This is a genomic window from Candidatus Izimaplasma bacterium HR1, from assembly GCA_000755705.1.
Lineage (GTDB): Bacteria > Bacillota_I > Bacilli_A > Izemoplasmatales > Izemoplasmataceae > Xianfuyuplasma.
This window is the reverse complement of record CP009415.1, coordinates 1,182,017-1,207,993: the sequence shown is the minus strand read 5'-3', so window position 1 is coordinate 1,207,993 and position 25,977 is coordinate 1,182,017. Positions and strand designations below refer to the sequence as shown.

Here is a 25,977-nt window from a genome sequence, read left to right as displayed (position 1 = left end):
TCATATAGTTCCTAATAAAAAGGGACCACAATATAAAAAAGTGGTCCCTTTACACTGTAAAAATATTATACCATAAAAAAGTAAGTAGCGCATATAGAATCTAATGAATGAATTACTATATAACTTCAATATTGGTTATCTGAAGAGCACTAACACTTTTCTCTCCAATAAAGATTAGTTTATTAAATAAGTCTGTTCTGGTGATATGTCCTTTAACTTTTTTAATTTTATGAGATTCAAAGTAAGATACTTCTATTTCATAGTTAAATAGATAAGCTGATTCCAATTGTCTATTTAATTCTTCTAACTGGTCCACACTTAACACAGGCATGGTTTTTCTTTCTCTACCGTGAAGTAAGTCATTAATATAATCTCCTTGTTCTAAGAGGGCATTAAAGGGCATCCACTTCATCATTTTGCGGTCATGGTATGTATAATCAGGCATTATGTCCACCTACCATATCTGTTCTAGCTATTGCGGTTGAGGTTTCATCTAAACTGGAAGCTCTAAAGATTGCTTTTTTACCGTGTCTAAATTTGATATTATCAATGGATGACATTAGTTTATGATCTTTTAATACTTTATTCATATCTTTAAAGAGATTTAATTGAACATAGAATTCTTCAACTAATTTGGTAACTCGTATAGTGACTTTTCTGATGGGTGAATCCCCATCATAAAATTCATCAAAGAGTTCCATACAGGAATTATATATTTCGGCCTCATTACAAGTTGGGAATGGTAATGTCATTTGGCGATTAAATCCGCCACCACCGTGATTTCTAGAATAAGATATTCCGAGATTAATTGTATAGGCTTTTCTGTTTCCTGCGCGGAGTCTTTTAGTTACTTCATCAGTCATCTCTAAAATGATTTGGACAATTTCTTCAGCATTATAATCATGGTATAGGGTTTGCCCCATACCATAACTTTTAGAAACTGGTTTATATACTAGTTTCTCATTAATAACTGACATATCAATTCCATGCGCATGATGATAGAGTTCTTCTCCCATAATTCCGTAATATCTTTGGAGTCGTTCTAATGGGTAATGAGCTAAATCATAGATAGAATGAATACCTAATTGGTTTAGGTTACGTTCCATATTGATTCCTATACCCCACATTTCACTTATTGGTGAAATAGGCCATAGTTTTGTAGGAACGTCATCATACGTCCATTTAGCGATGAATGTCGGTGACTTTTTACTTTCAACATCAAGTGCAATCTTGGCTAAAAGTAAGTTCGGACCGATTCCACATGTTGCGGGTATTTTCGTTGTTTCTAAAATATCCGCAAGAATCATTGCGGCGATTTCTTCATCGGTCTTTTGATAAAAATTAAGGTAAGTGGTCAAGTCAAGAAAGACCTCATCTACACTATAAACGTGAATATCTTCAAATGAAACGTACTTTAGGTAAATTTCTAAGATTCTTGTCGAGTATTCTAAGTACTTACTCATTCGTGGTTTAGCAAAGATTATTTTAGGATCTTCAGGTAATTCAAACACACGGCACCTTGATTTCACACCACGTCTTTTAAGATAAGGGGTAACCGCAAGAACAATACTACCGTTACTACGTGATTTATCTGCGACTACTAAAGGAGTTGTAAATGGATTAAGCCCACGTAAAGCACATTCTACTGAAGCGTAGAAACTTTTTAAATCAATACATAGGATATTTTTATGTAAACGATATTCTTCCATTCTTGCACCTCCTTTTCTTACTTACTAACCTTATTATAATCAATAATTATCTATAAGACAAGAGGGCTGAATTTATGAAAATTCGTTTACACTTAGTATCTGTGCGATGAACTTATGTGGATAAATAATTAAGTTTATTTCTTACTTGAAATTGTTTATATTATAGTGTAACAATCATTATATAAAGTGGTTAAAGTTGATTAAATCAAAAGAGAAGTCAACCGACTTCTCTTACGTTTGTATTATTGTTTTTTCTATGAAACACTTTGCTTTCTAGGTAATATTTTAAAGAACACATATAGATTATACATCAAATGCGATAAAATAAACAAAAATAATAAAATAAGTTCATTTCCTGTCAAATCGTCATAATAAAGCCAAAAAGCAAATATATCAATAATAGCAATTACAACAACTACTATTTGATTATATAATCTTCTATCTGAGAACAAATTGATTAATACCATCACAAATGTAAATGTTGGAATTTCATAGTAGATTGCAAATACATTATATCCAATCCCTATATATTTAAGTAAAATGTACATATATATATTTAGCATAATAATTCCAACACAATGTAACAATATATACTCTTTACTTCTTTCTTTGTATAACAATATAATAATTGCAAGTATCAAAGTACATAGTGTCAGTGACGAGCTTAGAAGACTATCAAAAGATACTGAGAAATAATTAATAATTAACAGCACCCCAAATAAGAGAGTCACAGCAATATTCCGCTTTACTTTAGTCATTATACATCTCCTTCCAATAATTATATCTCACAATATAATAGTCGATTAGTATGGTTTGATCAGTCTGATTAAGTCTTGGATTTGAAGTTAATGCAATTGCGTCTAATTCCAAATCAACATCAATGACCATGGTTATTTCTGGTGATAGTGCCTTACCGAAAATAGAATCAACATTGGCTGCCCCAGCAATGCTTTGAAGTACTAATTTCAATCCATTAAAAATTGGAGTTGTTTTAGCAGCATTCTCATACACAGCAAATTGAGCTTCTTGATCAATGTACAATTTCGCAATTTCAATATCACTTAAATCTGCATCACTAAAATCAACCTTTGCAAAACTTAATCGTTCTTCAGCTGCATTGTTATAAGTTTTCGCCATTAACATTGAGATTACTAAGGTCCCCACTGTAATACATCCTAGTATGAATAATAAGGCAAAATCTCCATTTGGGTCTACAAACATGACAGGAGTCATGACTACATGTAGCACCAATATATCTTGTCAATAAGTGTGTAATGCATCTCAACTAAGCTCTCGAGTCATCTAGCCCAAACTTATATTTTATTTTGAGTTAGTATTCTTCTTAGGTAGTAACCATATGTTAAATCCCATTATTGTACTTACTAGAATTGGGACTATAAATGATTTAGGGTAAGGCATATTACTATATATCATGTATATTAAACTAAATGTTAGGCTTATTGAATAAAGCATAGTCATGATTATTTTGTTAAATCTACTTATACTTCTAAATTCATCATCATATAGTGTGTATAAAATTATTGTTGAAGATAGCGCATAAGGAATTAACGCTAAATATATCAAATCAATAAACAAGTATGATAAACTTACAATTATAGCAATAAGTATCAAGACGTTATACTTTTTCATAATCAACCTCCAATTAAAACATTTTTAATACATCTAGCCAGTTTTTCCTCAGGTGTTACTGCAATTGAATCAACAACAACATATGTTATACCACTATAAAAAGCTGTTCCAACAACAATGATTAGAATAGACCCAACTACTTTGGTAACTGGTTCTGGATTGGCAGCAAACCAAACTTTTGCTGTAACAATAGCTAGACTACTACCTACTGCAACAGATGCCCAAAACACATTATAATCCCTATTATTATTGTAGTAATCATCATAACACTCACCTATTGAGCAATACTCATCATGACTCAATTCATCAGGTACCCCAATATTTAGTATATCATCGTAAGGTCTATACTCCTTGGAATCATCGCCAGTGACACCTCGTACAGGACTAAAGCCGGTGCTGTCTGTAAGCATGACTGGAGTAATGTAATTAAGCATAAGCATGCACTAGTCGGATATTCGTATAATAGTGCTTAACTATGTGTTTCCTGTGTTTATTCATTTTTCGAAGTTAACTATTTTTTTGATAAATAAAGTTATCCCGCTTTTATATTTATATATTTAAATCTACACTACTTCATACTTAAACTCAATTGGAACACCAGAATTAACCTTTAAATAATCAATATATCTTTCATATTCATTATTCTCGTTCTCTATATCAACATAACTGACATCATAAATATCGATTCGCTCGCATAAGTTATTCTCATAATAAATTTGAAGACTCAAAAAAATGATATACAAGTTACTCTTTAATAAGTCTTCAAGCTCTTTATAACTATAAACTCGATTATATAGTTTAATAGATTCTAATATTTGGTCATTGCTATCAAGAGTATAAATTTCAATAATATCCCCAACTACTTTGTACTCATTTGACATTGTGTTTAAGTCCAATATCATTTTTAGAAAAATCGAATTATCCTTTACTTCTTTTGTAGCTTCTATACTCAATTTCATTCTTCATCATCTCCATTTTTATCATCTGGATACTTATCGTAATCTACATTTAAATGCTCATCTTTTCTTTTGCCATCAACCCAATCGTGGTCGTGTGGCAAATCCATACTTCCTGGATGATCATAATCTCTATCTCGTTCTGGTAGCCCATCTTCTCCATACCATCTTTTTTGCTTTAAATTTCCATTTTCATCATATAAACGACCCGGAACATTTGCATCACCTCTATATGGTAAACTACTACTCTTACTTATGTAACTCAATAGTTTCTTTGTGTAATAAAAATCATTAACTATTTCCAAAATCATAACTGTTACAACAACTACAACAGCTACTATCAATACAAGTTCCAACATGGTCAATCCTACTAATATTCCGATAGCGACAGCAGATTCCCCGCTTATGTCTGAATACATTACAGGAGTGTTATTCACCAATTGCAGCAAGATCAATAATGCCTATATTCTTAAGGTATAAGTCAACTCTATCTTTGTTGTATATACCATTCCCTCTTGAGGCAATAGTAACCTTCTCTATCAAATGTTCAGCCATTCTATATGTAAGTTTGTTGATACTTTTTTGTAGCCCTATTTCTTCTACCATGTTTATGATATTTTGTTTCATTGTTTCCATATATAGTGTTGTTTCAGTATGTACGTTAAGTTTTTCTGTTATATCATTCTTCTCTTGTCTGAATTGATTAAGCAACTCATTGAATGTCTCTTGATCAATTCGCTTCAATGCAAAATCCTCATACAATGTTTTCAATAGGGAACTTATTGTTGCCAATCGAGTTTCACAATCATCCTTGAGTACTTCCGAACTACCGAAATCTTTTTTTTGAGGTACTATGTAAGAATATAGTTTGTCTATTACATTTTCCTTATCTAGATTTATTTGTTTATGTAATTTTACAAAAATAGTTCTTACACTCTCCACCGCATCTCGGTATCTCATAAAATGTGAAGTACATCGTTCTGTGCCGTGAACACGATATGTACTACATACATAAGCTGAGCTATTAACTCTGCGTTTATCAACAGCATAAATCATCATGCCCCCACAATCACTACAACGAATCTTACTCTTGAAAAGATGTTTATGGCGAATGACTCTTCGCTTTGGTTTTGATTGAAGATACTCTTGCACTTGATAAAACAATTTTGCATCAATGATAGCTTCATGAACATTCTTTGTTATAATCCAATCTTTTTCAGGGATTGAACAGAGAGTTTTGTCTTTGAAAGATTTTGTTTGATGTTTATTGCATACAATATTCCCAATATATACTTCATTGCATAATATACTTAGTATAGTCTGTGGCGACCAAGAGTAAGGGTATTTTTGTGCATTATCTAATTTGTACTTAGATGTTTTTTTGTATGTGTCAGCTCTTGGAGTTAAAACTTGATCTTCTTTCAATTGTTGAGAAATTCCATAAATTGTGCTTCTTTTAGAATACATTTTGAATATTAACTGGATTATACTAGCTTGCTCTGAATCGATGATAAGATGGTTTTTATCTATCGGGTCTTTAGTGTACCCATAAGGAGCCACAGCTCCAGTAAACTTTCCATTTTCTGCTTTTGTTCGATATGCACTACGGATTTTCTGCCCAATATCTCTTGCATACCATTCATTTATAATGTTCTTAAACGGTGTAAAATCATTAATTTTTTGACTTGTATCAACGTTATCGTTGATTGCGATAAATCTCACATTTTTACTAGGAAAATAGTGTTCAATGTAATATCCGGTTGATAAGTAGTTTCTTCCTAATCTAGATAAATCTTTCGTTATTATTGTTGAGACTATTCCCTTTTCGATATCTTCGATGAGTTTCTGAAAACCTGGACGATCAAAATTTGTTCCAGAGTAACCATCATCAACGTAATTCCTTAATTCTGTGTAAGAGTTTCGATTTGCATAATGCCTTAAGAACTCTTTTTGTGTCTTTATACTTGAACTAAAATCATTTGCTTCGTCTTCTCGTGAAATGCGGCAATATAGCGCTGTTGTTTTATTCATAATAATCCCCTAACAACAGACATACTATTCCATAACGAAAAGAGTTCTAGGAAAGAACAGACATTCTAAATATTTATCTTTAGTGAAAAACTCAATTATAGTCTGTCTGTTCTTTTCATTTATTTTTTATTGAATTTCAAAGTTTCTTTATAGTCTCTCACGAATCTTCAAATTCTCGTTATTCATTTTCATATAGTTTCTTAGTATATGCAAAACTTCATTATTAGATATAAACTCATTATTAAAAGTTAAGTTGACACTCCAATCTAAATCTATATAGATAGAATAGTCATAAGAATCAAACAATCGATTTGAATCCACTATTGGATTCTTAGTTGAATTGATATAGTAATCAAGTTTCATTGGTCCATTACTAGAAATGAAATGTGTATTTAAGGAGTGCGACTTTAATATCATTTTAATTATATCTAAGCCTGGAAAACTCCCGATTATTAAGCAATAGTCTGATTTACTCTTTGTCTTATTTGAATACATGTTTAATGAGAGACTTTTGCTTATTTTACAAATGTTTTTGTATGCGTCTTCATTTATTGCCTGCCAAAAGAACACATAATTGTTTCTTTTGTTTGGAAATTGCCCATAAATGTAACTTATAAATTTTGAAGCAGCTAAGCATAAATCGTTATGTCCATTTTCGAAATCCACATAGTAATGCGAATAATTAGTATTTTTCATTTTACTCTCCTCTATTAAGCGCTACATCAAAGAAATTATATACTCCATTAACAACCGGAACTGCAACTTCGACTATCAAAGTTCTATGAAAGTTAAACCCATGTGCAGCAGTAACATAATGCATATGAATACCCTGACTTAAACTTGCGTCAAATCCAAAAGATTTACCAACCCTTAGGAATGTATAATTTCCACTCTGTGTACCAAACATTCCTCTTACAGTATTGTTCATATTAACCGGCCGATGAAAACTGCTCAACTTACTTGCTGCAGCCAAGGACATTGAAACACCGTAAAACAGTCCTCCCAACATAAAACCATTTGAGAAGCTGTCAACTGCGGCATCTAAAGCTTTGTCTTTAAATCCTTCCATTCCTTCACCACTAATCGCCATAGAAACAGCCAATCCACCTACTCCCATGCCTGCTGAGACGACCCCACTTATTAGTGCCATTTTTAATCCTGCTGCTAATATTGGTAATGCTGCCCCTCCAGTTGCTGCTACAAGTATAGCTGCAATTGCAATTGCCCCGATACCAATTCCGATTTTCCAACCATTGGATAGATAACCGCTGTAATCAGTATACATTACTGGATTGTTTTGAGAGTATGCATACATGTTGGTATTAACAAATCCTCTTATTCTCCAAGTAGACCACAGGCGCTGATGAATCTTAGTGATTTTGACTTATAATATCTGCTAATTGTTAAGTTTGTCAATAACTCCTATCAAAACATAACTAACTATCAAATAACACAATGACATTGTTGAAAATACTATAATGTTTAATGTGCTATCTAAACTAAAAAACATAAGCATTCCATAGAAGAATAAAAACACTTGTAATGAACTAAACAAAAGTTTAATTAGTGAAATACCTTTTGCTAAATATCTTACAAACAGGCACAAGGTTGTTACCATTAATACTATTGCCACAAGGTTAGTCACATCTACATTATCTAAAACAAAAGAACCAAGAAAAACAAGTACTATGTTTAGAGCTAAAATCATACTCCATAAATACACTCTTTTCTTTGAGTATATAACAAGTATTGTTGGAAACACGGATATTGAAAGGAGAATAATAAATATATAACCATTAAGATCTGTTGAGTAGTTCCCAACTATTAAAAATAATAATCCACTGGTTAAAACCAGTACGGTTTTCTTAATGTAAATCAGCATAATACTTCCTCCAATAATCAAATCTATTTTTATAATATTCCACATTTTCTGGATTAAATGAATCAGCTTCACTTGTGTAACTATTAATAATCCCATCTAATTCATAATCTATATCAATAATTGATACTTGCTCAACTCCCCATGAATCAGAAAATGCACCATCAACACGTGCTAATTTGGCAATAGATCTTAATGTTAATCTTAACCCATTCATAATATTTGTTGTTAGGCTTACGTTATCTATCGCTGCAAATCTTGCATCTTGATCAAGTTTCATTTTAAGTACTTCATCATTACTTAAATCGTAGTCATCATAGTTTATTTTCGAAGTGCTTTTAAGCATTCTAGACGATTTCATCAGTTTAAAAGTGTTACCAATAGCTGTACCTAAACTTATTGCACCAACAATACTTACACATACAGCAATAACTGCAATAACACCAAAAAACTCTCCACTTGGATCAGTATACATCACTGGATTGTTTTGACAATATGCATACATGTTATGTCCTAAGATGTTTCCAGCTTCTCCTAGTAAACCATCTGAATTAATGAATCTACCAATATCAGGATTATAGAATCGACTATTCAAATAGTACAAACTTGTCTCTTCATCATATCTATATCCTCTATAGAAGTAACGATTGTATGAGTGCGCAGCTTGTGCAGCACTTAAATATGCGGAATTGTATGAAACATCAATGATACTTCCCCAAGTATCATAAAGATACTCGACAAGAACTACGCCGTTCTTGTTAACTAATTTTGTAATATCCCCTTGTTGATTTCTAACATAGAAGATATCACCATAACTACTAACTCCATTATCATAGTAATAACTTATGATTGTACCATCATTCTCATATAATAACTTGTTTCCACTAAGCCTTTCCTATTTGCAATTCAATCAATTTTCAAGAAATATAAAACAGCACAAAAAAATTGTGCTGTTTTTTTTAATATACACTTTACCCGATCAGCACATATCCAAATAATTCTTCCTATTCTTATTGTACTATTAGTAAATCTGTTTGTAAATATGTTTCATATTTGCAAATTAATTCGTATATCAAGTATGAGTAATAAAAATAGTGAATACTAACATTCACTATTTTTTGTATATATTGAAGTATTTAAAGTCCATTCCTAGTTTACATTCTTTACCACTATTAAATGATAGGTCAGTAAATAGATTATCCAGATTTACTTTTTTATTATGATTAATATATTGATCTACTTTTGTAATTATGTATAAGGCAAATGCTTTTGCCTCATTAAATAAGTCTTCTACTGTTGAAGTGAATTCTTCTCCTGTTAAAGGGTGAAGCCAGATGTTTTTAGAATCATTATGAAAATCGTATTTTTTTGTGTTTTTAAATAATGATAAATCACTCATAAACATATCAGTTTTTTTATTAAATAAATCTACTAGTTTATAAAATAGTTTTTTTAGTCCTGTTTTATCTGTGACTAAGTACTTTAATGTTTTATACATTGCTTTTGAACTTTTATCGTACATTGTATATCCATTTGATACTTTATATTCTTGTTTTAAAGTGTGATGCATTAAGTATAATACATCTTGTGGTGCTTCTTTTAATGGGTAGTATTTGTTTGTTAGATTCATTTTACGTGATGGGATGTTTAATTCCTTCTCGATTTGTCTACAATCGATTGTACGCTCAAATTTGAGGTGTAAACCTCTCATATGATGAGTACTAGGAATGTTTTCATGATAAATCCCTACATTATAATATACAAATGGATGAAGGAAAACATCCATTGCATAGTGAGAAATAAATCCAACTAAGAATGAGAATGTTGTTTTATTGTTATTGTCTTTAACATAGTTAACCATTGTTTTAAAGAAATCTCTAGTTCGGTAGCGGTGGATATTATCCGCTATCGTACGGTATTCTGTTCCTCCAGTATAATAAAGAGGATCAGGTCCTTGGGAACCTAAAAAAGCGATATTAATATCGATATCACTTTTTAATTCTTTTAGTAGTTCTTCTGTTAATCTACTATGTAAATAAACATCAGCCATAATCTATCCCTCGTTATTCTAAAGTTTCTAAATGTTCTTTAAAGTAATCTGGTAAATCTGCGTTAAATTCCATATACTCTTTAGTTGTTGGATGGATAAATCCTAATGTTTTAGCATGTAAGAATTGTCCATTCGTAGTATCAGTTTTTCTTCTACCATATTTGGGATCACCAACAACAGGGTGATCAATATATGCGAGATGAACACGAATTTGATGGGTTCTACCTGTTTCTAAGACACATTCAATTAAAGTATAATCTTCATATCTAGATAATACTTTAAAATTCGTTACTGAAGCTTTTCCACTATCAACGCATTTCATCTTTTGTCTATTTTTAGGATCTCTCCCGATTGGTGCATTTACTTTACCTAAGTTATGAGGAATAACCCCATCAACTAAAGCAACGTATTTTCTTGTTACTGTTTTTAAACGTAATTGATCGGATAAGTCTTCTAATGCTTTAGCGTTTTTAGCAACAACTAATAACCCACTAGTCTCTTTATCAATTCTATGAACAATTCCCGGTCTTATTTCCCCTTTAATTGCATCTAAATCTTTCACATGATAAAGTAAGGCATTTACTAAAGTACCAGTATAATTACCTGGTGCAGGATGCACCACCATATTATAGCCTTTATTAACAACTAGTAAGTCTTTATCCTGATAGACGATATCAATAGGGATATCTTCAGCTAGTACATCAACTTCAACTTCTTCAAATGGTGTTAGTACAATAACATCATCTGTTTTTATTTTGTAGTTGTTTTTAACACTCTTTTCATTCACTAAAACATTACCTTGTTTGATCAAAGCTTGAACTGTACTTCTTGAATGATCGGTAAGTGTTGTTAAATATTTGTCTAATCTTTCAAAATTGTTTTCTTCTAAAACTATGTATTTTTCTTCCATTTGAACACGTCCTCAATTAAGATATCGATAGCGAAGATTACCATCCCGATTACCAGGAAGATATCAGCGATATTAAAGATACCAAATAACTCTCTATTAAATATAATTAGAACTAACATATCTGTTACTTCTCCTAAAAACAAACGATCAATTAAATTACCAATCCCACCAGCTATCATCATTGTTAAACTAAATGAGTATAGTTTCTTTGAAGTGAAGTTAATGTCTTTTGCTAAGTAAGCAAATACCGCAATAGCAGCAACATAAACTCCAATAAAGAAGAATGGTCCGGCATCACTAAATCCACCATAACTAATACCAGTGTTTTTAGCGTGGCCAATCACAAAGAAATTATCAATTACTGTGATTAGTTCTCCTTCAGTTACATTGTTAATGATAATGAGCTTTGATACTTGATCTAGTAAAACCATAATAATGATTGTGGCAATCATTATTATGAGATGCTTTTTATTCATGTTAGTCACCTCTTAGTGAAGGAAGATATAAACAACAAAGACAATAATAAAAATAATTAAAGTCATTACGGTACTACATCTTACCTTAAATTTATCATAATCTATCAAGTCCGAGACTTGATAGGTTTTTAATGTATCAACAAATATTTTATTAAAATACACACTTGTTAAAGATAATGAAATATAAATCCCAATTAAGAAATACTCAACATACGGGATATATAAGTATATCATTTGTATTGTTGGAATCAAAATGATTCCAGCAATTATTGCAAAGAATAATAATGCGGTTAAGAATGATGATAATATATCTAGTTTTTTATATGTTTTAAAGATGTTTTTGATTTCAAGCTTACTCATCAAAGGCACCTCCAAATTTACTTTCTAAATAACTTCTAGCGTCATCAAATGAATCTACAGGAATTAGTTTCATATCGGTATCTAATGTTTCTAAAATAGCTTTTGCCATAATATAGTTATCAAACTCACTATCACTTAGATGTGGAACAAAGAAGATATCAATTCCGTTCATTGCGCTTGTTATAATCTTTTGTTCAATTCCGCCAATAGCTCCAACCTGACCTAAGTCATTGATTGTACCGGTTCCTGCGATCTTTTTACCACCTGTTATATCATTTGGTGTTAAAAGGTTAAACACATAAAGGCTTTGCATTAAACCGCCACTAGGTCCCATTGTAAAGTCATTATGAATTTTATAATCTACTTCACTAGAGATAATTTCTGTAAGAGGATTAATATATAATCCAAACCCACATTTCTCATCATCATAATAGTTCTTAGTTAGTTCAAATAACATTGTTTCATCATTTCTTACTATTTCAAAAGTAGCTACTTCTTCACAACCTACTAGTGGTGCTTCAGTATAAGGATTACCGTCATTAATAGAAATAACGATATCACCTATTTCTAATGTATCCTCTGTCATATAGTTATAGATTAAATAGACAACATCATTAACAGTATATTCTATTTCCTGATTAGATGCTTCAATTCCAACGACAAGTGCGTTGGCGATTGAATCGTCTTTCATTTGATAACCCATAACGTTGATATCACTATGATCATCAACGTATGTATAATAAGTAGGTATTTCATCTACTTCAATTTTATCTTCTTTATCAGCAAAGTACTTTTGTAAGATTGACATTTCTCTCACAACAATAACACTTGTTGTGTGGAAAGAACCTTCTTGTTCATAAGAATCATCAATTGTAATAAAGCTACTCACTTCATTGTTATAGCCAGGGGCTGTCATGGTGTAATCAACTTTGATTGAAGTAATTAAGATCATTACAAGCAGAAAAAACGATAAAATAGCTAGTTCTACTTTATGTTTTAAAAATATAGTTTTCATTATGTTAAAGTTACTTCAACTTTATCTAGTTGACGGTAGGTAACACCACTACTGTCAAACATTCTTCTAGAAGCAACAAAGCTATCTCTTTCATGGTATTTATCTTCCATAAAGACAACTTCTTTAATTCCTGATTGAATGATTAATTTCGCACATTCATTACACGGGAATAATGTAACATATAAAGTTGAATCGTCTAGAGGAACTGTTGCATTTAAAATAGCGTTTGGTTCCGCATGGACAACATATGGATATTTAGAATCTAACCATTGATCGTTTTTACCCCAGTTGTAGTTATCGTCTTCTACACCATAAGGAAAACCATTATAGCCAATCCCTACAATACGGTTTCGTTTATTTACAATACAAGCACCAACTTGAGTTACTGGATCCTTACTGCGCATCGCACTAAGTATCGCCACACCCATAAAGTATTGATCCCAGTTTATATAGCCTTCTCGTTTCATAATTACACCCCTAGTTTTTTAAGTTCCGTTGCAATTTGAGCTGCTAACTCACAATTATTATATACTAGTTTGATATTTGATTCTAGAGATTTTCCTTTTGTTAGTTCAACAATTTTACCTAATAAGTACGGTGTTGCTTCTTTTCCTTTAATTCCTAATTTATCCATTTCGACTAAAGCTTCATCAATAGCTTTATTGATGACTTCTTTTGGCATTGAATACTCTTTTGGGATTGGGTTAGCAACAAGCATACCTCCGCGTAGATTAAGTTCTAATTTTGTTTTAATTAGTTTAGCAATTTCATCTGGGAAATCGATTTTGAAGTTCACTTCAAAATCACTTTCTCGTGAATAGAATGCTGGTAAAGATTTAGTACCATATCCAATAACAGGAACACCTTTAGTTTCTAGATATTCTAAAGTTAAACCAATATCTAAAATACTTTTAGCTCCAGCTGAAATCACGGTAACTGGTGTTTCTGCTAATTCTTCTAAATCAGCAGAAATATCCATTGTAGTTTCCGCACCGCGGTGAACACCACCAATTCCACCTGTCGCAAAGACATGGATATTAGCTAAACTAGCAATGTACATTGTTGCACTTACTGTTGTTGCACCATTTATTTTATTAGTAATATTATAAGCAATATCTCTTCTTGAAGTCTTTTGGATTTTAGTTGCTTCTTTTCCTAAGAAATCAATTTCTGATTCTGATAAACCAATTTTAAGTTTACCATTTAAAATTGCAATCGTCGCAGGTACTGCTCCGTTTTCCCTAACAATTCTTTCACACTCTAAAGCTGTCTTAACATTTTCAGGATAAGGCATTCCGTGAGAAATAATTGTTGATTCTAAAGCAACAATTGGTAGATTGTAAGCTTTAGCTTTTGATACTTCTTTACTTAATTCAATATAATCATTTAACATTTATATCACTCTTTTCAATTGTACTTATTGTACTTTGTAATGTTTTGTTTGCTAAGGTATTAGCATTTAAGATTCTTTCAGCAATTGGTTTTTGGTTGATCAATGCTTGAATATATCCACTGATAAATGCATCACCTGCTCCTGTAGCGTTTACGATGTTATTACATGGTATTGTTTCATACTTCTCAGTATAATCGTTAGAAGCATAAAATACAGGGTTTTGTTTATTAGTTACAAGGAGTTCTTTTACTCCTTGTTTTAGTAAATCATTAATTTGGTTTATCGTAGTATCTTCTTTTGATAAAACGTCTAACTCAATTTGATTTACTTTTAGAACACTTATATATTTTAATAATGATTGTAGTTTAACAACTTTTTTAGCACTAACTGCATCTAATATTAGGGTTTTGTTTTGGTATGTTTTTAATAAGTACTCTAATGTTTCTTTGGCTAAGTTATTATCAATCACGATATATTCAAATTGATTAATATAATCGTGTTTGGTTTGTAGGAAAGTACGATCCATTTCCTTAATGATACTCATGTCATTTAAGCCTAGATATAGGTCATTAAGTTCATCTAAAACACCTAAATAAACACTTGAATTACTATCTAAACTTGTATAGGCATTTGAAGTATCTATCCCTAGTTTTTGGTAGTGATTATAAAGCATATTACCAAGTAGATCACTACTAAAAGCTGTGATAAAAGAGACTTCTAAATTTAGGGTATTTAAGTTAGTTGCGATATTACCACCAACGCCCCCAAATCCTAAAGTTATCTTAGCTAGATTAGAATCTTCTAAGACATATTTTTCTTCTGTATTCGCAAAGATATCAATATTAACCGCACCAATTACTAAGACTTTATTTGACATTTTTATGTGAGTTTAAATCAATATGGCAGTAGCCATTTTGATTTTTTCCTAAGTAATCTTGATGGTTATCTTCAGCGGGATAGAATGTCAGATTCGTTACTGTTTCGATACGGATTGGTTTTTGATATTCTTTTTGACGAACAGTTATGTAATTCTCAATAAACGGTAGTTGCTCAGGTTGATAGTTATAGATTCCTGTGCGGTACTGAACACCAACATCATTTCCTTGTTTATTGATGCTTGTAGGATCGATTATATTAAAGAAATGATCTAATATTTTTTTAATTGAGATTACTTCTTCATCATATCTTAATAAGACAGCTTCAACGTGGCCACTACCAGCACATACTTCTTTATAGCTGGTTTCACCGTTACCGTTGATATAACCAACTTCAGTAGTTGAAACTCCTTCCAACTGTTTAAAATATGCTTCTACTCCCCAAAAGCATCCTCCTCCTAAAATGATTGATTTCATTAATGATTCCTCCTTTAGGATTCTTGTGATTAAACTTGTTTTACCATTTGTGTAAAACTCGCGGTCTTGTTTACTATGTTTGATTAAGCTTTGTTTTAAGTCTTGGTACTGTTTTCTATATTTCGAATTATTTTGTAGTGCTCTTTTTAAGGTAAGATGATTATTTAAATTATCACTACCTTGTTTTATAACGTAGAGATGATGTTCATAAAAATCATCTTTAAGGTATTTAAAAGCATGACGATCTTCAATACCTTTAGTTCCTTCATATAGATAGTTATTTGTTTCTAAAATCTTAATAATGAACTCAAGATTTTCTGAAAAGATAACATCAATGTCAATAATTGGTTTTGCCCCTAATGATTCGACACTAGTACTACCAACATGAACTATATCAATGATGAGAGTTGTTAGTAGTGAATCAAGGTGCGTTTTTAGTTTATGAAATTCTTCTTTCCAAAGCGGATTATAATTACTATATCTTAGTGTATTACTCAATTGCCTTATTAAAGATATAACTAGCAGCGATAATTCCTGCTGTATTTGGAACAAAGGCATTGGAAGAAGGTGATTGGGTTGTAGAATCAGTTTTTTCTGGTATTTCTTTTGAAGCGACAACGATTATTTCATTTAGTTTGTAATCGATTCTTAGTTTCTTTCTCATTACTTTTGCGATAGGATCATACTCAGTTTTTGATAAAGGCATAATCTCTAGTTTTTCGGGATGATATTTATTACCTGTCCCCATTACACTAATATGAGGTATTCCCTTATCTTGACAAACTTTCGCAATATCAATTTTGAAAGTTATGGTATCGATACAATCGATGACATAATCAATTTTGTTTTGCCAAATTTGGTCCTTAGTTTCAAAATTATAAAACATATTATAGGTTATGACATTACATGCTGGATTAATATCTAAGATTCGCTTTTTTAGAACTTCAGTTTTAGTATGGTTAATCGTTGAATGAAGGGCTACTAATTGTCTATTTATATTTGATAATTCGACTGTGTCTTTATCAACTAAGATAATCGTGCCAAACGCACTTCTAGCTATCGCTTCTGTTGCACTTCCACCAACACCTCCTAACCCAAAGATAAGAACTGTTGATTTTTTTAGTTTTTCTAGTTTCTCTTCACCAATTAACTGGATTAATCGTTCAAACATAATGTCACCTCCTTAACAAAATGGCTACCAGGGTAGCCATTATTTTCTGTTTAATAAACTTACGTTGAAATAGCGTACTCCGACAAAATAGAGAATCGCGTACATAATTATTCCGATTGGGGTAACGACATGTGGTACATAATATGATGGTCCCCCGAAATACATAAACATAATTCCTAGTCCTAATACTCCTACTGCGCTAACAGTAATTGTGATTGTCATTTCTCGTGGATATGATGGTTTTAGTCTTCTTTCAAAATGTGGTCTTGTGATTAATAAATAGACAAGTCCAATAACGAAAAAGATTAACAATATAATACTAGCAATTAAAATAATTGAATTCGTTGATGCATATAAATGAAAATCAAATAAGAATGAAATCACTGTCAAAATTGGTACTAACATAATACATGTAATATAAAACATGATTAAGTTTATTTGGAAGACATTGTAAACTTTTCTATGATTCATTAAGGTGAATTACCCGAGGCGAGTGAGGCAGCCTCTCTTTCTGATTTTTTCTCACGGTAAAATGCAAATAATACCCTAAGTGCAGCAGCGATAGGTGCAGCAAAGATAACACCAAGTGTTCCAAATAAACTACCAAAGAACATAATTGACATAATGATTACAATGGCATGAATTTCTAATTGTCGTCCCATAATGATTGGTTGGAAGACATTTCCTTCAATCATTTGCAGTCCAACATTTACTAAAACTACAGCGATTGGTCCAGGACCAGTATCTGCGGTAATAATTGCATAAGCAACAACCGGGATCATTGCGATAATCGCTCCGAAATATGGGATGATGTTGGTGATACCAACAATAATACCAAATACAAAGAAGTATTGGAGTCCGATTAAACGGTATAAAATTGTTGCCGCAGCTCCGATGGCTAACATTAATAAGATTTGCCCGCGGACATAAGCTCCAACTGTACTATTTAATCTTGAACCTAAATCAGAAGCTGATTTTTCATATCTTTTCGGAATGATTGAACGAAGTGTATCGTTAATCATTTCGTAATCTATTAAGTAATAAATAAGCGTTACAGGTAAGACAACTGCGATACTAATAACATTTATTAATGAACTTGATAATGAAGTAGTTAACCCATCAACAATTCCACCAACAGTATCTTCAACAATTGTTGATTCGTTGATAAATCCTTCAATAGCATCGAATATATCAGTACCAAAGATAAAGTCTCCTCGTAAATCATTTGCGAAATATGATTGAATTGCTGGCCAATCTGTTTCGAAGAATAATCGTACTTGGGTTAAGATATAAGGTACTAAGAAGTAAATTATAAAGAAGATAACAGCAATTGTACTAATAAAGATTACTGCTACACTAAGTCCCCTTGGACCTACTCCTCTACGTTCTAGTAATTTGATAAGTGGAAACATTACTAACGAAACAAGCCATACGAGTGCTAGCGGAACCGCTACCCTTGAAATGGCACTGGTAATACTTATCCAAATATTACTAAATTGTGATGCTAAAAGAATTACGCCTAATGATAGTATGATAACTACTAAGACACGTATTGCTTTATTTAGGAATTCATCACTGAGGAATTTATTTCTGTTGTTCATTACATCACGCCCTTTTTTTCCTTTTCTAATTATACCATAAATTGTAAATTATTTAAATTATTTAATCGTTTTGATATTGAGTTCAACTAGTTGGTCGTCAGCGACTAAACTAGGCGCTTCTGTTAATAAGCATTGGGCACTGTTTGTTTTCGGGAATGCGACAACGTCTCTGATGTTCTCAGTATGAACTAATAACATAACTAGACGGTCTAAACCAAATGCAATCCCCCCATGTGGTGGTGTTCCATATTTTAAGGCATCTAATAAGAACCCAAATTTAAGTTGTTGCTCTTCTTTAGAGATACCAAGGATATCAAAGACTTTGTTTTGGATTGCTTCATTGTGAATACGAATACTACCGCCACCTAATTCTTGTCCTTGAACTACAAGGTCATAACAATAAGCTAGAGCTTGATCTGGCTTTTTATCTAACATAGGAATATCTTGTTCTTGAACCATTGTAAATGGATGGTGTAATGAGAAGTAACGTTCATGTTCTTCTTTATATTCAAACATTGGCCAATCGATAACCCATAAGAAATCATAATCATCGTTACTATATAGTTTTTGTTCTCTGGCAATATGGTTACGTAAGTTACCAAGTGATTGGTTAACAACACTTTCTTTATCAGAAACGATTAATAGTAAATCACCGTTTTCTAATTTTGTTTCTTTGATTAGTTTAGCTTGTTGTTCTTCTGTGAAGAATTTAACAACTGAACCACTAAGTTTATCATCATTAAATTTTAAGAATGCTAAACCTTTAGCACGGTACTTCTTAACGAAATCAGTTAATTTATCAATCCCTTTTCTTGAGTAAAGAGATGCTCCACCTTTAACGTTAATTGCTTTAACAATACCACCGTTTTCAATGTTTGATTTAAAAACAACAAAATCAGTTTCATCAGCGATTGCTGTAATGTTTTCTAATAACATTCCAAAACGAGTATCTGGCTTATCAACACCGTATTTGTCCATAGCATGAGCGTATGTCATGATCGGGAATTTTTCAGTTAAATCAACATTCTTAACTTGTTTCATAACGTGTTTAATCATACGTTCTGAAATATCAAGAATTTCATCTTGATCCATAAATGAAGTTTCAATATCAATTTGGGTAAATTCAGGTTGACGATCACTTCTTAAATCTTCATCTCTAAAACATTTAGCGATTTGATAGTATTTCTCAAACCCACTAACCATTAATAATTGCTTAAAGATTTGTGGTGATTGTGGTAAAGCGTAGAATTCTCCTTTAGAAATTCTTGAAGGTACTAAATAATCTCTAGCTCCTTCTGGTGTAGATTTTGTAAGTATCGGTGTCTCAACATCGATAAAGTCTTCTTTATTTAAAAATTCTCTTACTGCCTGAACTGTTTTATGTCTAACGATAAAGTTATTTTGTAAGACTGGTCTTCTTAAGTCTAAATAACGATATTTTAATCTTGTATCTTCTAAAGCATCTGTTTCATCAGCAATAATCATTGGGGTTAATGCTGCCTTATTTAAGACATTTAATGCAGACACTTCTACTTCGATATTACCTGTTGGTAAATTAGGATTTTTTGAAGTTCTTTCAATTACTTTACCAGTAATTTCAAGAACGTATTCTGATTTAATTTCTAGTGTTTCTTTATATAGTGGTGATTCAGGGTTAAAGGCTAATTGGGTAATCCCGTAACGGTCACGAAGATCGATAAATACTAATCCTCCTAAGTCACGTTTCTTACTAACCCATCCTTTTAAAGTTACTGTTTCATTTTCATTAGAGATTCTTAGTTCTCCGTTATTATGTGTTCTTCTCATTTTATACGTCCTCACATTCATCACAGCTTTCAGTACTGCAACCTTCACAATTTGATGAAGGTTTCATTAATTCAGCTACGACGTAATTATATAGTTGTGTTTTCTTGATTGTTTCTTCTTTTCCAGTTTCTTGATCTTTAATATTTATTGTGCCATTCTTTTGCTCTTCTTCGCCGAAGATAGCAACGAATCTAGCTTTTAAGTTAGCAGCTTGTTTCCATTTACCTTTCATTCCTTTATCAAGGAAATCAAGGTCGGTGTATAACCCACCTAAACGACAACGATTAACTAGTTGTAACCCATCTTCTTTTTGGTCTTCTCCTAAAATCATCATATATAGGTGTAAGTAATCAGGATCACCAGTAAAGTTAATTGATTCAAGTGCAAACATAAGTCTTTCTAGACCAAAGGCAAAACCAACTCCTGGTGTGTCTGGACCTTCTAATGATTTAACTAAATTATTATAACGTCCACCACCACATATAGTGTTTTGGGCACCTAGGGTATCAAGGTTAGCTTTTACTTCAAATACTGTGTGTGTATAATAATCTAAACCTCTAACTAAGCTTGTATCAACTGTGTAGTTGATACCCATAGCTGTAAGGTAATTACATGTTTTAACAAAGTGGATTTTAGCGGTTTCAGTTAGATAATCAAGTGGTTTTGGGGCTTTTTGTAAAATTGGGTTTTCAGCATCAATTTTACAATCCAAAATACGTAATGGATTCTTTGTATAACGAACTTGACAATCAGAACATAGTTTGTCGATGTCAGGAGCTAAGTAAGTTAGTAAAGCTTCTTTATAGTTCTTTTTACTTTCCGCATCACCAATACTATTGATGTGAACATTAACATCTTTTATTTTTAGTGCTTTTAAAATACTTACTGCGTAAGCAATTATCTCAGCATCTAATTGTGGGGAATTACTTCCAAATGCTTCAGCACCGAACTGACTAAATTGACGATAACGTCCTTTTTGAGGACGTTCATATCTAAACATATTACCGACATAGTACATTTTTTGAACAGGGACATTTGAAGTATATAGTTTATTTTCAATATAACTTCTTACTACTCCTGCGGTACCTTCTGGGCGTAGTGTATTAGCTCTTTTCCCTCTATCAATAAAATCGTAAGTTTCTTTACTTACGATATCAGTGTCTTCGCCTACACCTCTGTGGAACAATTCACTTTTCTCAAAGATTGGTGTTCTTATTTCTTTGTAGTTGTAGATTTTCGATACATTTCTAATGACTTTTTCTAGTTTTTGCCATTTGGCAACTTCTGTGGGTAAAATGTCATATGTACCTTTCATTTTTTTAAACATAATAAAACCTCCTTAAATATATAAAAATCGTCCTTAAACAACACGTTTAAGGACGAATAAGTATCCGCGGTACCACCTTAGTTCCTAGTAAGTCTAGGCCCTTATCTCTTAACGCGAGTGACGTCTTTTCCTACTATGTTTCAGAAAAGCCTTTAGAAGTGTCTTTCTAACTTTAAAACTACTTAGATACTTTCAGCCGTGGTATCTTTCTCTTTGAAGGTTTTTAGTTATACTTTCTTCGTCTTCAGTTTACTTTGTAAATTATACTAAAAATATCTTTAATAGTCAATCAATAAGTCCTTTTTGAATGATTTTAACCAAGGAAGATTTGTTTCGTTATAATCTTCTGTGGTGATTGAATAAACAACATCATCTAAAACTGTTCCATCATAGAGTAAATATTTGTTTCTTAAAACTCCTTCAAAGGTGAATCCTAGTTTCTCACAAACTCGTTTTGAAGGTGTGTTATGAGGGAAGTGACAATATTCTAAGCGTTTTAGATCAAGGAGTTCAAAAGCATAGATAATGCATGCTTTTGAAGCTTCTGTGGTGTATCCTTTATTCCAGTATTCTGGGTTAAGAACAAAACCGATTGCGCCTTTTTGTTCTTTATAAGAATGGATTTCGATTGTTCCAATCATTGCTTTTGTTTCTTTTAAGATAATACTATATACACCAGGTTGTCCATAATCTTTTTTACGGAGGGCATAAGTTATAAAATCATACGTACTCTTTAATGATTCATGTGGCTCCCATCCTGCTAATGGTCCAACTGTTGATAATTTAGCATAGCTATATATACTAGCTGCATCACTTTGTACTAATGGTCTTAAGATTAGTCGTTTTGTCTCCATTACTGGTTGGATGACTTTAGTTGCCTTCAACATCGCTCATCATTACCCATTTGCCAACATCCTTAAATCCGAGTCTTTTATAAATCTTTCCGGCTTTAGGGTTGTCATAAAATAGACAGAGATCTTTCTTTTTATTGATGATATACTCTTTCATTAGACTAATCATTAATTGTGAAGCATATCCTTGTTTTCGGTAATTAGTATCAGTTGCTACTCCTACAACCATAGCATTGATTGTTGTATCTGCGGTTGTCGCAACTGTTGAGACCATTTTACCATCTTTTTCAACATAGAGTTTTGTCCCCATTTCAAGTCCTTTTTCTGTACTTTTTATGAAGTCTTCTAAAGATTTATGTTGGATCCCAAATTCATTGATTGTGATAAGTAAATTATATAGTTTTATGACATCTTCTTTTGTTTTAACTAGCTTGATTTCTTCAGTAATTTCGACTTCGATATCAATTGATGTTGCTTGACAGAAATGCATTGGCTTAAAGTTAAATTCTTGAGATAGATGTGGTTTGATTAATGTCATTAATTCTTCTTTACCACTCATATAGTTAAATTTGTGATTCTTATATATGTCTAAGTAAGCAGTGTTAAATACTGTTTTATTGGCATAATAAATAGCGTGTTCATTATAAAATAATTGAACACTTATAAATTCATTGTTTTCAATCTCTCCGTAAATAGTTTGGAAGTCTTTATCGAAGCCAAACGCTTCGATGTCACCAATAATGAAAATATTGTATGATGCTTCCTTGTAGAGATAGTCTAGAACTTTGGTGCGATCTAATTCAGTTAGTTTTCTAATCATTTTTCTTTACTTTCTAACATGACAGTAACGGGACCATCATTAATTAGTTTGATGTCCATATAGGCACCAAATTCTCCGTTCTTAGTTTTTATATTGTATTCGTTATTTAAGATACTAGTTAGTTCTAAATATAGTTCTTTGGCTTTTGTTGGTACCATTGCTTTGGTGAAAGAAGGACGATTGCCTTTTTTAGTGTCACCGTAAAGTGTGAACTGAGAAATATTTAATATTTCATAGTTCATATCTTTAATACTTTTACTCATTTTATTATATTCATCCTCAAAAACGCGTAAGTTCGCCACTTTTTTAGCTAGGTATTTTACATCTTCAATTGTATCAGTGTGGGTAAAAGCTGTGAATAGTAAAAAGCCGTTGTTAATTTCGGAAATTATCTCGTAATTAACACGGCAGCTAGATTGTTTTACTCTTTGGACTAAAATTCTCATTATTTCATCATTCTTTCAATCGAATAGATATCACTGATTTTTTGCATATTAACAATCATGTTATCTAATTCTTTTTTATTTGCGATGCTAACTTTGAGTTTTATAATCGCTTCTAAGTTTTTATTTGTTGATGCGGCTACTTGAATTACTTTACCTTTGGTTGAAGTAATTGTATTGATAACTTCCGCAAGAACATTATCCCTATTTGAGGCGATGATTTTTAAGTTTACTGAATATTGTCTTGAGGTATCATTACCCCAAAATACTTCGATGTAACGCTCTTTGTCTAAAGATTGAAGGTTATTACATTTTGTTCTATGAACTGCAATACCGGCTCCTTTAGAGATATATCCGGAGATTTTATCACCTGGTATCGGTGTACAACAGTTTGATAATTTAATTGATGGTGTTGTTAACCCTTCAACAATTATGTTAGTATCACTTTTCTGATCAAGATAAACAATAGTATTAATTCTTTCCATTAAATCTTCTGGAGTATATTCTTCTTTATCTACAAATGAGTTAACAGCGTTACCTGGAGAAATTGTATTTTTACCAATTTCGTAGTATAGGTCATCTACACTGTTAGCACCTTTTTTATGGAAGAGTTCTTTGACACGTTTATCGTTTAATTCAACGTTAACTTTGCGCGATTGAAGTTCTCTCGTGAAGTCTTCACGACCCATTTCAATTAGAACACTTCTTCTTCGTTTGTTTAAATAGTTTTTAATTTTTGATTTTGCGTTTGATGTTTTAACAATTTTTAACCAGTTATCATTAGGTCCAAAACTGTTTACAGATGTTTTCATATTAACGATGTCACCTGTTTTTAGGACATATTCTAATGGCACAATACGACCATTAACAATTGCCCCTACTGTTTGAATTCCTACTTGTGAATGAATTCTAAAGGCGAAATCTAATGGTGTTGAACCATTTGGTAAATCGATAATATCTCCGTTGGGAGTAAAGACGTAAACATTTGACTGGAAGATGTCGTCTCGTAAAAGATTAAGAACGTCGCCATCATTGTCACTTTCTTTGGTGAATTTAACTAAATCACCAAACCATTTAAGTTTTTTGATTGCTTCATCAGTCATTTTACGACCTGTGATGTCTTCTTTATAAGCCCAGTGAGCTGCGACTCCGTATTCGGCTATTTCATCCATTTCTTGAGTACGTATTTGGATTTCATAAACTTTACCATTCGCAATTACTGAAGTATGGAGTGATTGGTAAAGGTTTGGTTTTGGCATTGCGATATAATCTTTAAATCTATTTGGAATTGGTGTCCATTTAGAATGAATTACACCAATTGTGCGGTAACAATCCTCAATCGAATCAACTTTGATTCGTAGTGCTATTAAGTCATAGATATCTTCAAATTCCTTTTTACGATCAACCATTTTTTTATGGACTGAATATATGTTTTTAATACGTCCTTTAACACTTGAATTCACATTGTTTTCTGAGAGCAAATACTCAATATTTGTTCGCATTAATTCTAAGTCTTTTAGACGGTTATTTTTTGTGTCAGATATTAATTGAGCGATTCTTCTATACGTTCCTCGTTTTAAATATTTAAAACAAGTATCTTCCAGTTCTGCCTTCATTATATTCATCCCTAAGCGGTGTGCTAGGGGTGCATAAATCTCCATTGTTTCTCTGGCAATTCTTTTTTGTTTAACTTCCGGAAGAGATGATAGAGTGCGAATATTGTTTAATCTATCGGCTAGTTTTACAATGACAACTCTAATATCTTTGGCCATAGCAACGAGCATTTTTTGGGCATTTCTTGCTTGAGCTGCAACTTTATCAGCTTCGGCGTCATCACCTTTGAATTTATACTGTCCTAATTTGGTAACTCCTTCGATAAGTAAAGCTACTTCCTCTCCGAATTTATCTTTAACATCTTCGAAAGTGGCTTCAGTGTCCTCAATTACGTCATGAAGTAACCCAGCAATGATTGTTGTTGGATCGGTATGATATTCACTTAAAATAATGGCAACATCTACAGGGTGAACAATGTATTCTTCCCCACTCTTACGATACTGTCCTGTATGCATTTCTTTGGCATAACGATAAGCATCTTGAATTAAATCAAGATGCTCATTATTTTTGATGTATTTGGATGTTTCTCGAATAAGAGCATCGATTCTTGCTTTGCTCATAGA

Annotated in this window: 31 protein-coding genes and 1 other annotated feature; all 31 genes read right to left on the bottom strand. The window is 32.0% G+C overall.

Going from position 1 to position 25,977, the window contains the following annotated elements:
• Positions 1-115: 115 nt before the first annotated feature.
• Positions 116-445: a YolD-like family protein gene (locus KQ51_RS05875; protein ID WP_038470095.1), complete on the bottom strand. Its 330-nt coding sequence runs from the start codon at positions 443-445 to the stop codon at positions 116-118.
• A complete protein-coding gene (locus KQ51_RS05870) occupies positions 438-1,709 on the bottom strand; it encodes a Y-family DNA polymerase (RefSeq protein WP_038470091.1) in 1,272 nt (423 codons plus the stop codon). The genes KQ51_RS05875 and KQ51_RS05870 overlap by 8 nt, the downstream gene beginning before the upstream one ends.
• A 254-nt stretch (positions 1,710-1,963) precedes the next feature.
• Positions 1,964-2,467 carry a hypothetical protein gene (locus tag KQ51_RS05865; protein WP_038470088.1) on the bottom strand — a complete coding sequence of 168 codons (504 nt, stop codon included), beginning with the start codon at positions 2,465-2,467 and terminating at the stop codon, positions 1,964-1,966.
• Positions 2,460-2,957, bottom strand: coding sequence for a hypothetical protein (locus KQ51_RS05860; RefSeq protein ID WP_158497949.1), 498 nt, complete (start codon positions 2,955-2,957; stop codon positions 2,460-2,462). Before KQ51_RS05860 ends, KQ51_RS05865 begins: the two co-directional genes overlap by 8 nt.
• Positions 2,958-3,029: 72 nt before the next feature.
• The gene (locus KQ51_RS05855) at positions 3,030-3,359 is read right to left on the bottom strand and encodes a hypothetical protein (RefSeq protein ID WP_038470082.1); all 330 of its coding nucleotides are present in this window, start codon (positions 3,357-3,359) and stop codon (positions 3,030-3,032) included.
• Positions 3,360-3,361: 2 nt separating this feature from the next.
• Positions 3,362-3,793: a hypothetical protein gene (locus tag KQ51_RS05850; protein WP_038470079.1), complete on the bottom strand. Its 432-nt coding sequence runs from the start codon at positions 3,791-3,793 to the stop codon at positions 3,362-3,364.
• Positions 3,794-3,922: 129 nt separating this feature from the next.
• Positions 3,923-4,318: a hypothetical protein gene (locus KQ51_RS05845; protein WP_038470076.1), complete on the bottom strand. Its 396-nt coding sequence runs from the start codon at positions 4,316-4,318 to the stop codon at positions 3,923-3,925.
• Positions 4,315-4,752 carry a hypothetical protein gene (locus tag KQ51_RS05840; protein WP_158497948.1) on the bottom strand — a complete coding sequence of 146 codons (438 nt, stop codon included), beginning with the start codon at positions 4,750-4,752 and terminating at the stop codon, positions 4,315-4,317. Before KQ51_RS05840 ends, KQ51_RS05845 begins: the two co-directional genes overlap by 4 nt.
• On the bottom strand, positions 4,745-6,346 hold the full coding sequence (locus KQ51_RS05835; protein ID WP_038470070.1) for a recombinase family protein: 1,602 nt from the start codon (positions 6,344-6,346) through the stop codon (positions 4,745-4,747). The genes KQ51_RS05840 and KQ51_RS05835 overlap by 8 nt, the downstream gene beginning before the upstream one ends.
• Positions 6,347-6,493: 147 nt before the next feature.
• Complete coding sequence (locus tag KQ51_RS05830; RefSeq protein ID WP_038470067.1) at positions 6,494-7,042, bottom strand: hypothetical protein; 549 nt, start codon at positions 7,040-7,042, stop codon at positions 6,494-6,496.
• Between the two features lies 1 nt (position 7,043).
• Positions 7,044-7,661 carry a hypothetical protein gene (locus tag KQ51_RS05825; RefSeq protein WP_038470064.1) on the bottom strand — a complete coding sequence of 206 codons (618 nt, stop codon included), beginning with the start codon at positions 7,659-7,661 and terminating at the stop codon, positions 7,044-7,046.
• A gap of 81 nt (positions 7,662-7,742) precedes the next feature.
• Complete coding sequence (locus tag KQ51_RS05820; RefSeq protein WP_038470061.1) at positions 7,743-8,228, bottom strand: hypothetical protein; 486 nt, start codon at positions 8,226-8,228, stop codon at positions 7,743-7,745.
• Positions 8,212-9,000, bottom strand: a complete 789-nt coding sequence (locus KQ51_RS09435; protein WP_255350830.1) for an RHS repeat-associated core domain-containing protein — start codon at positions 8,998-9,000, stop codon at positions 8,212-8,214. The genes KQ51_RS05820 and KQ51_RS09435 overlap by 17 nt, the downstream gene beginning before the upstream one ends.
• Positions 9,001-9,336: 336 nt before the next feature.
• A complete protein-coding gene (locus KQ51_RS05810; RefSeq protein ID WP_038470058.1) occupies positions 9,337-10,275 on the bottom strand; it encodes a zinc dependent phospholipase C family protein in 939 nt (312 codons plus the stop codon).
• A gap of 13 nt (positions 10,276-10,288) precedes the next feature.
• Positions 10,289-11,185, bottom strand: a complete 897-nt coding sequence (locus KQ51_RS05805; RefSeq protein ID WP_038470056.1) for an RluA family pseudouridine synthase — start codon at positions 11,183-11,185, stop codon at positions 10,289-10,291.
• Positions 11,167-11,661, bottom strand: a complete 495-nt coding sequence (gene lspA, locus KQ51_RS05800; protein ID WP_052609264.1) for a signal peptidase II — start codon at positions 11,659-11,661, stop codon at positions 11,167-11,169. Before lspA ends, KQ51_RS05805 begins: the two co-directional genes overlap by 19 nt.
• Before the next feature lie 12 nt (positions 11,662-11,673).
• Positions 11,674-12,021 carry a hypothetical protein gene (locus tag KQ51_RS05795; protein ID WP_038470053.1) on the bottom strand — a complete coding sequence of 116 codons (348 nt, stop codon included), beginning with the start codon at positions 12,019-12,021 and terminating at the stop codon, positions 11,674-11,676.
• Positions 12,014-13,036 (bottom strand): S16 family serine protease, encoded by a 1,023-nt coding sequence (locus tag KQ51_RS05790; protein ID WP_038470050.1) that lies wholly within the window; start codon positions 13,034-13,036, stop codon positions 12,014-12,016. The genes KQ51_RS05795 and KQ51_RS05790 overlap by 8 nt, the downstream gene beginning before the upstream one ends.
• Positions 13,036-13,503, bottom strand: coding sequence for a deoxycytidylate deaminase (locus tag KQ51_RS05785; protein WP_038470048.1), 468 nt, complete (start codon positions 13,501-13,503; stop codon positions 13,036-13,038). The genes KQ51_RS05790 and KQ51_RS05785 overlap by 1 nt, the downstream gene beginning before the upstream one ends.
• A gap of 2 nt (positions 13,504-13,505) precedes the next feature.
• Entirely contained in the window at positions 13,506-14,429 is a 924-nt protein-coding gene (locus KQ51_RS05780) for a pseudouridine-5'-phosphate glycosidase (RefSeq protein ID WP_038470045.1), read from the bottom strand.
• The gene (locus KQ51_RS05775; RefSeq protein WP_038470042.1) at positions 14,419-15,306 is read right to left on the bottom strand and encodes a carbohydrate kinase family protein; all 888 of its coding nucleotides are present in this window, start codon (positions 15,304-15,306) and stop codon (positions 14,419-14,421) included. Before KQ51_RS05775 ends, KQ51_RS05780 begins: the two co-directional genes overlap by 11 nt.
• On the bottom strand, positions 15,296-16,279 hold the full coding sequence (gene msrA, locus KQ51_RS09665; RefSeq protein WP_158497947.1) for a peptide-methionine (S)-S-oxide reductase MsrA: 984 nt from the start codon (positions 16,277-16,279) through the stop codon (positions 15,296-15,298). Before msrA ends, KQ51_RS05775 begins: the two co-directional genes overlap by 11 nt.
• On the bottom strand, positions 16,272-16,952 hold the full coding sequence (locus KQ51_RS05765) for a tRNA threonylcarbamoyladenosine dehydratase (RefSeq protein WP_038470039.1): 681 nt from the start codon (positions 16,950-16,952) through the stop codon (positions 16,272-16,274). The genes msrA and KQ51_RS05765 overlap by 8 nt, the downstream gene beginning before the upstream one ends.
• A 39-nt stretch (positions 16,953-16,991) precedes the next feature.
• Positions 16,992-17,423, bottom strand: coding sequence for a hypothetical protein (locus KQ51_RS05760; RefSeq protein WP_038470036.1), 432 nt, complete (start codon positions 17,421-17,423; stop codon positions 16,992-16,994).
• Positions 17,423-18,553: an AI-2E family transporter gene (locus KQ51_RS05755; RefSeq protein WP_038470033.1), complete on the bottom strand. Its 1,131-nt coding sequence runs from the start codon at positions 18,551-18,553 to the stop codon at positions 17,423-17,425. Before KQ51_RS05755 ends, KQ51_RS05760 begins: the two co-directional genes overlap by 1 nt.
• A 57-nt stretch (positions 18,554-18,610) precedes the next feature.
• Positions 18,611-20,359: an aspartate--tRNA ligase gene (gene aspS, locus KQ51_RS05750; RefSeq protein ID WP_038470030.1), complete on the bottom strand. Its 1,749-nt coding sequence runs from the start codon at positions 20,357-20,359 to the stop codon at positions 18,611-18,613.
• A 1-nt stretch (position 20,360) separates the two neighbouring features.
• Positions 20,361-21,686 (bottom strand): histidine--tRNA ligase, encoded by a 1,326-nt coding sequence (gene hisS / locus KQ51_RS05745; RefSeq protein WP_071162092.1) that lies wholly within the window; start codon positions 21,684-21,686, stop codon positions 20,361-20,363.
• Positions 21,687-21,731: 45 nt separating this feature from the next.
• Positions 21,732-21,940 (bottom strand) — a binding site (T-box leader).
• 24 nt (positions 21,941-21,964) lie between these two features.
• Positions 21,965-22,573: a GNAT family N-acetyltransferase gene (locus KQ51_RS05740; RefSeq protein ID WP_081909923.1), complete on the bottom strand. Its 609-nt coding sequence runs from the start codon at positions 22,571-22,573 to the stop codon at positions 21,965-21,967.
• Entirely contained in the window at positions 22,557-23,357 is an 801-nt protein-coding gene (locus tag KQ51_RS05735; protein ID WP_038470027.1) for a GNAT family N-acetyltransferase, read from the bottom strand. The genes KQ51_RS05740 and KQ51_RS05735 overlap by 17 nt, the downstream gene beginning before the upstream one ends.
• Positions 23,354-23,803 (bottom strand): D-aminoacyl-tRNA deacylase, encoded by a 450-nt coding sequence (gene dtd, locus KQ51_RS05730; protein ID WP_038470024.1) that lies wholly within the window; start codon positions 23,801-23,803, stop codon positions 23,354-23,356. Before dtd ends, KQ51_RS05735 begins: the two co-directional genes overlap by 4 nt.
• On the bottom strand, positions 23,803-25,974 hold the full coding sequence (locus KQ51_RS05725) for a RelA/SpoT family protein (RefSeq protein WP_038470021.1): 2,172 nt from the start codon (positions 25,972-25,974) through the stop codon (positions 23,803-23,805). Before KQ51_RS05725 ends, dtd begins: the two co-directional genes overlap by 1 nt.
• Between the last annotated feature and the right edge of the window lie 3 nt (positions 25,975-25,977).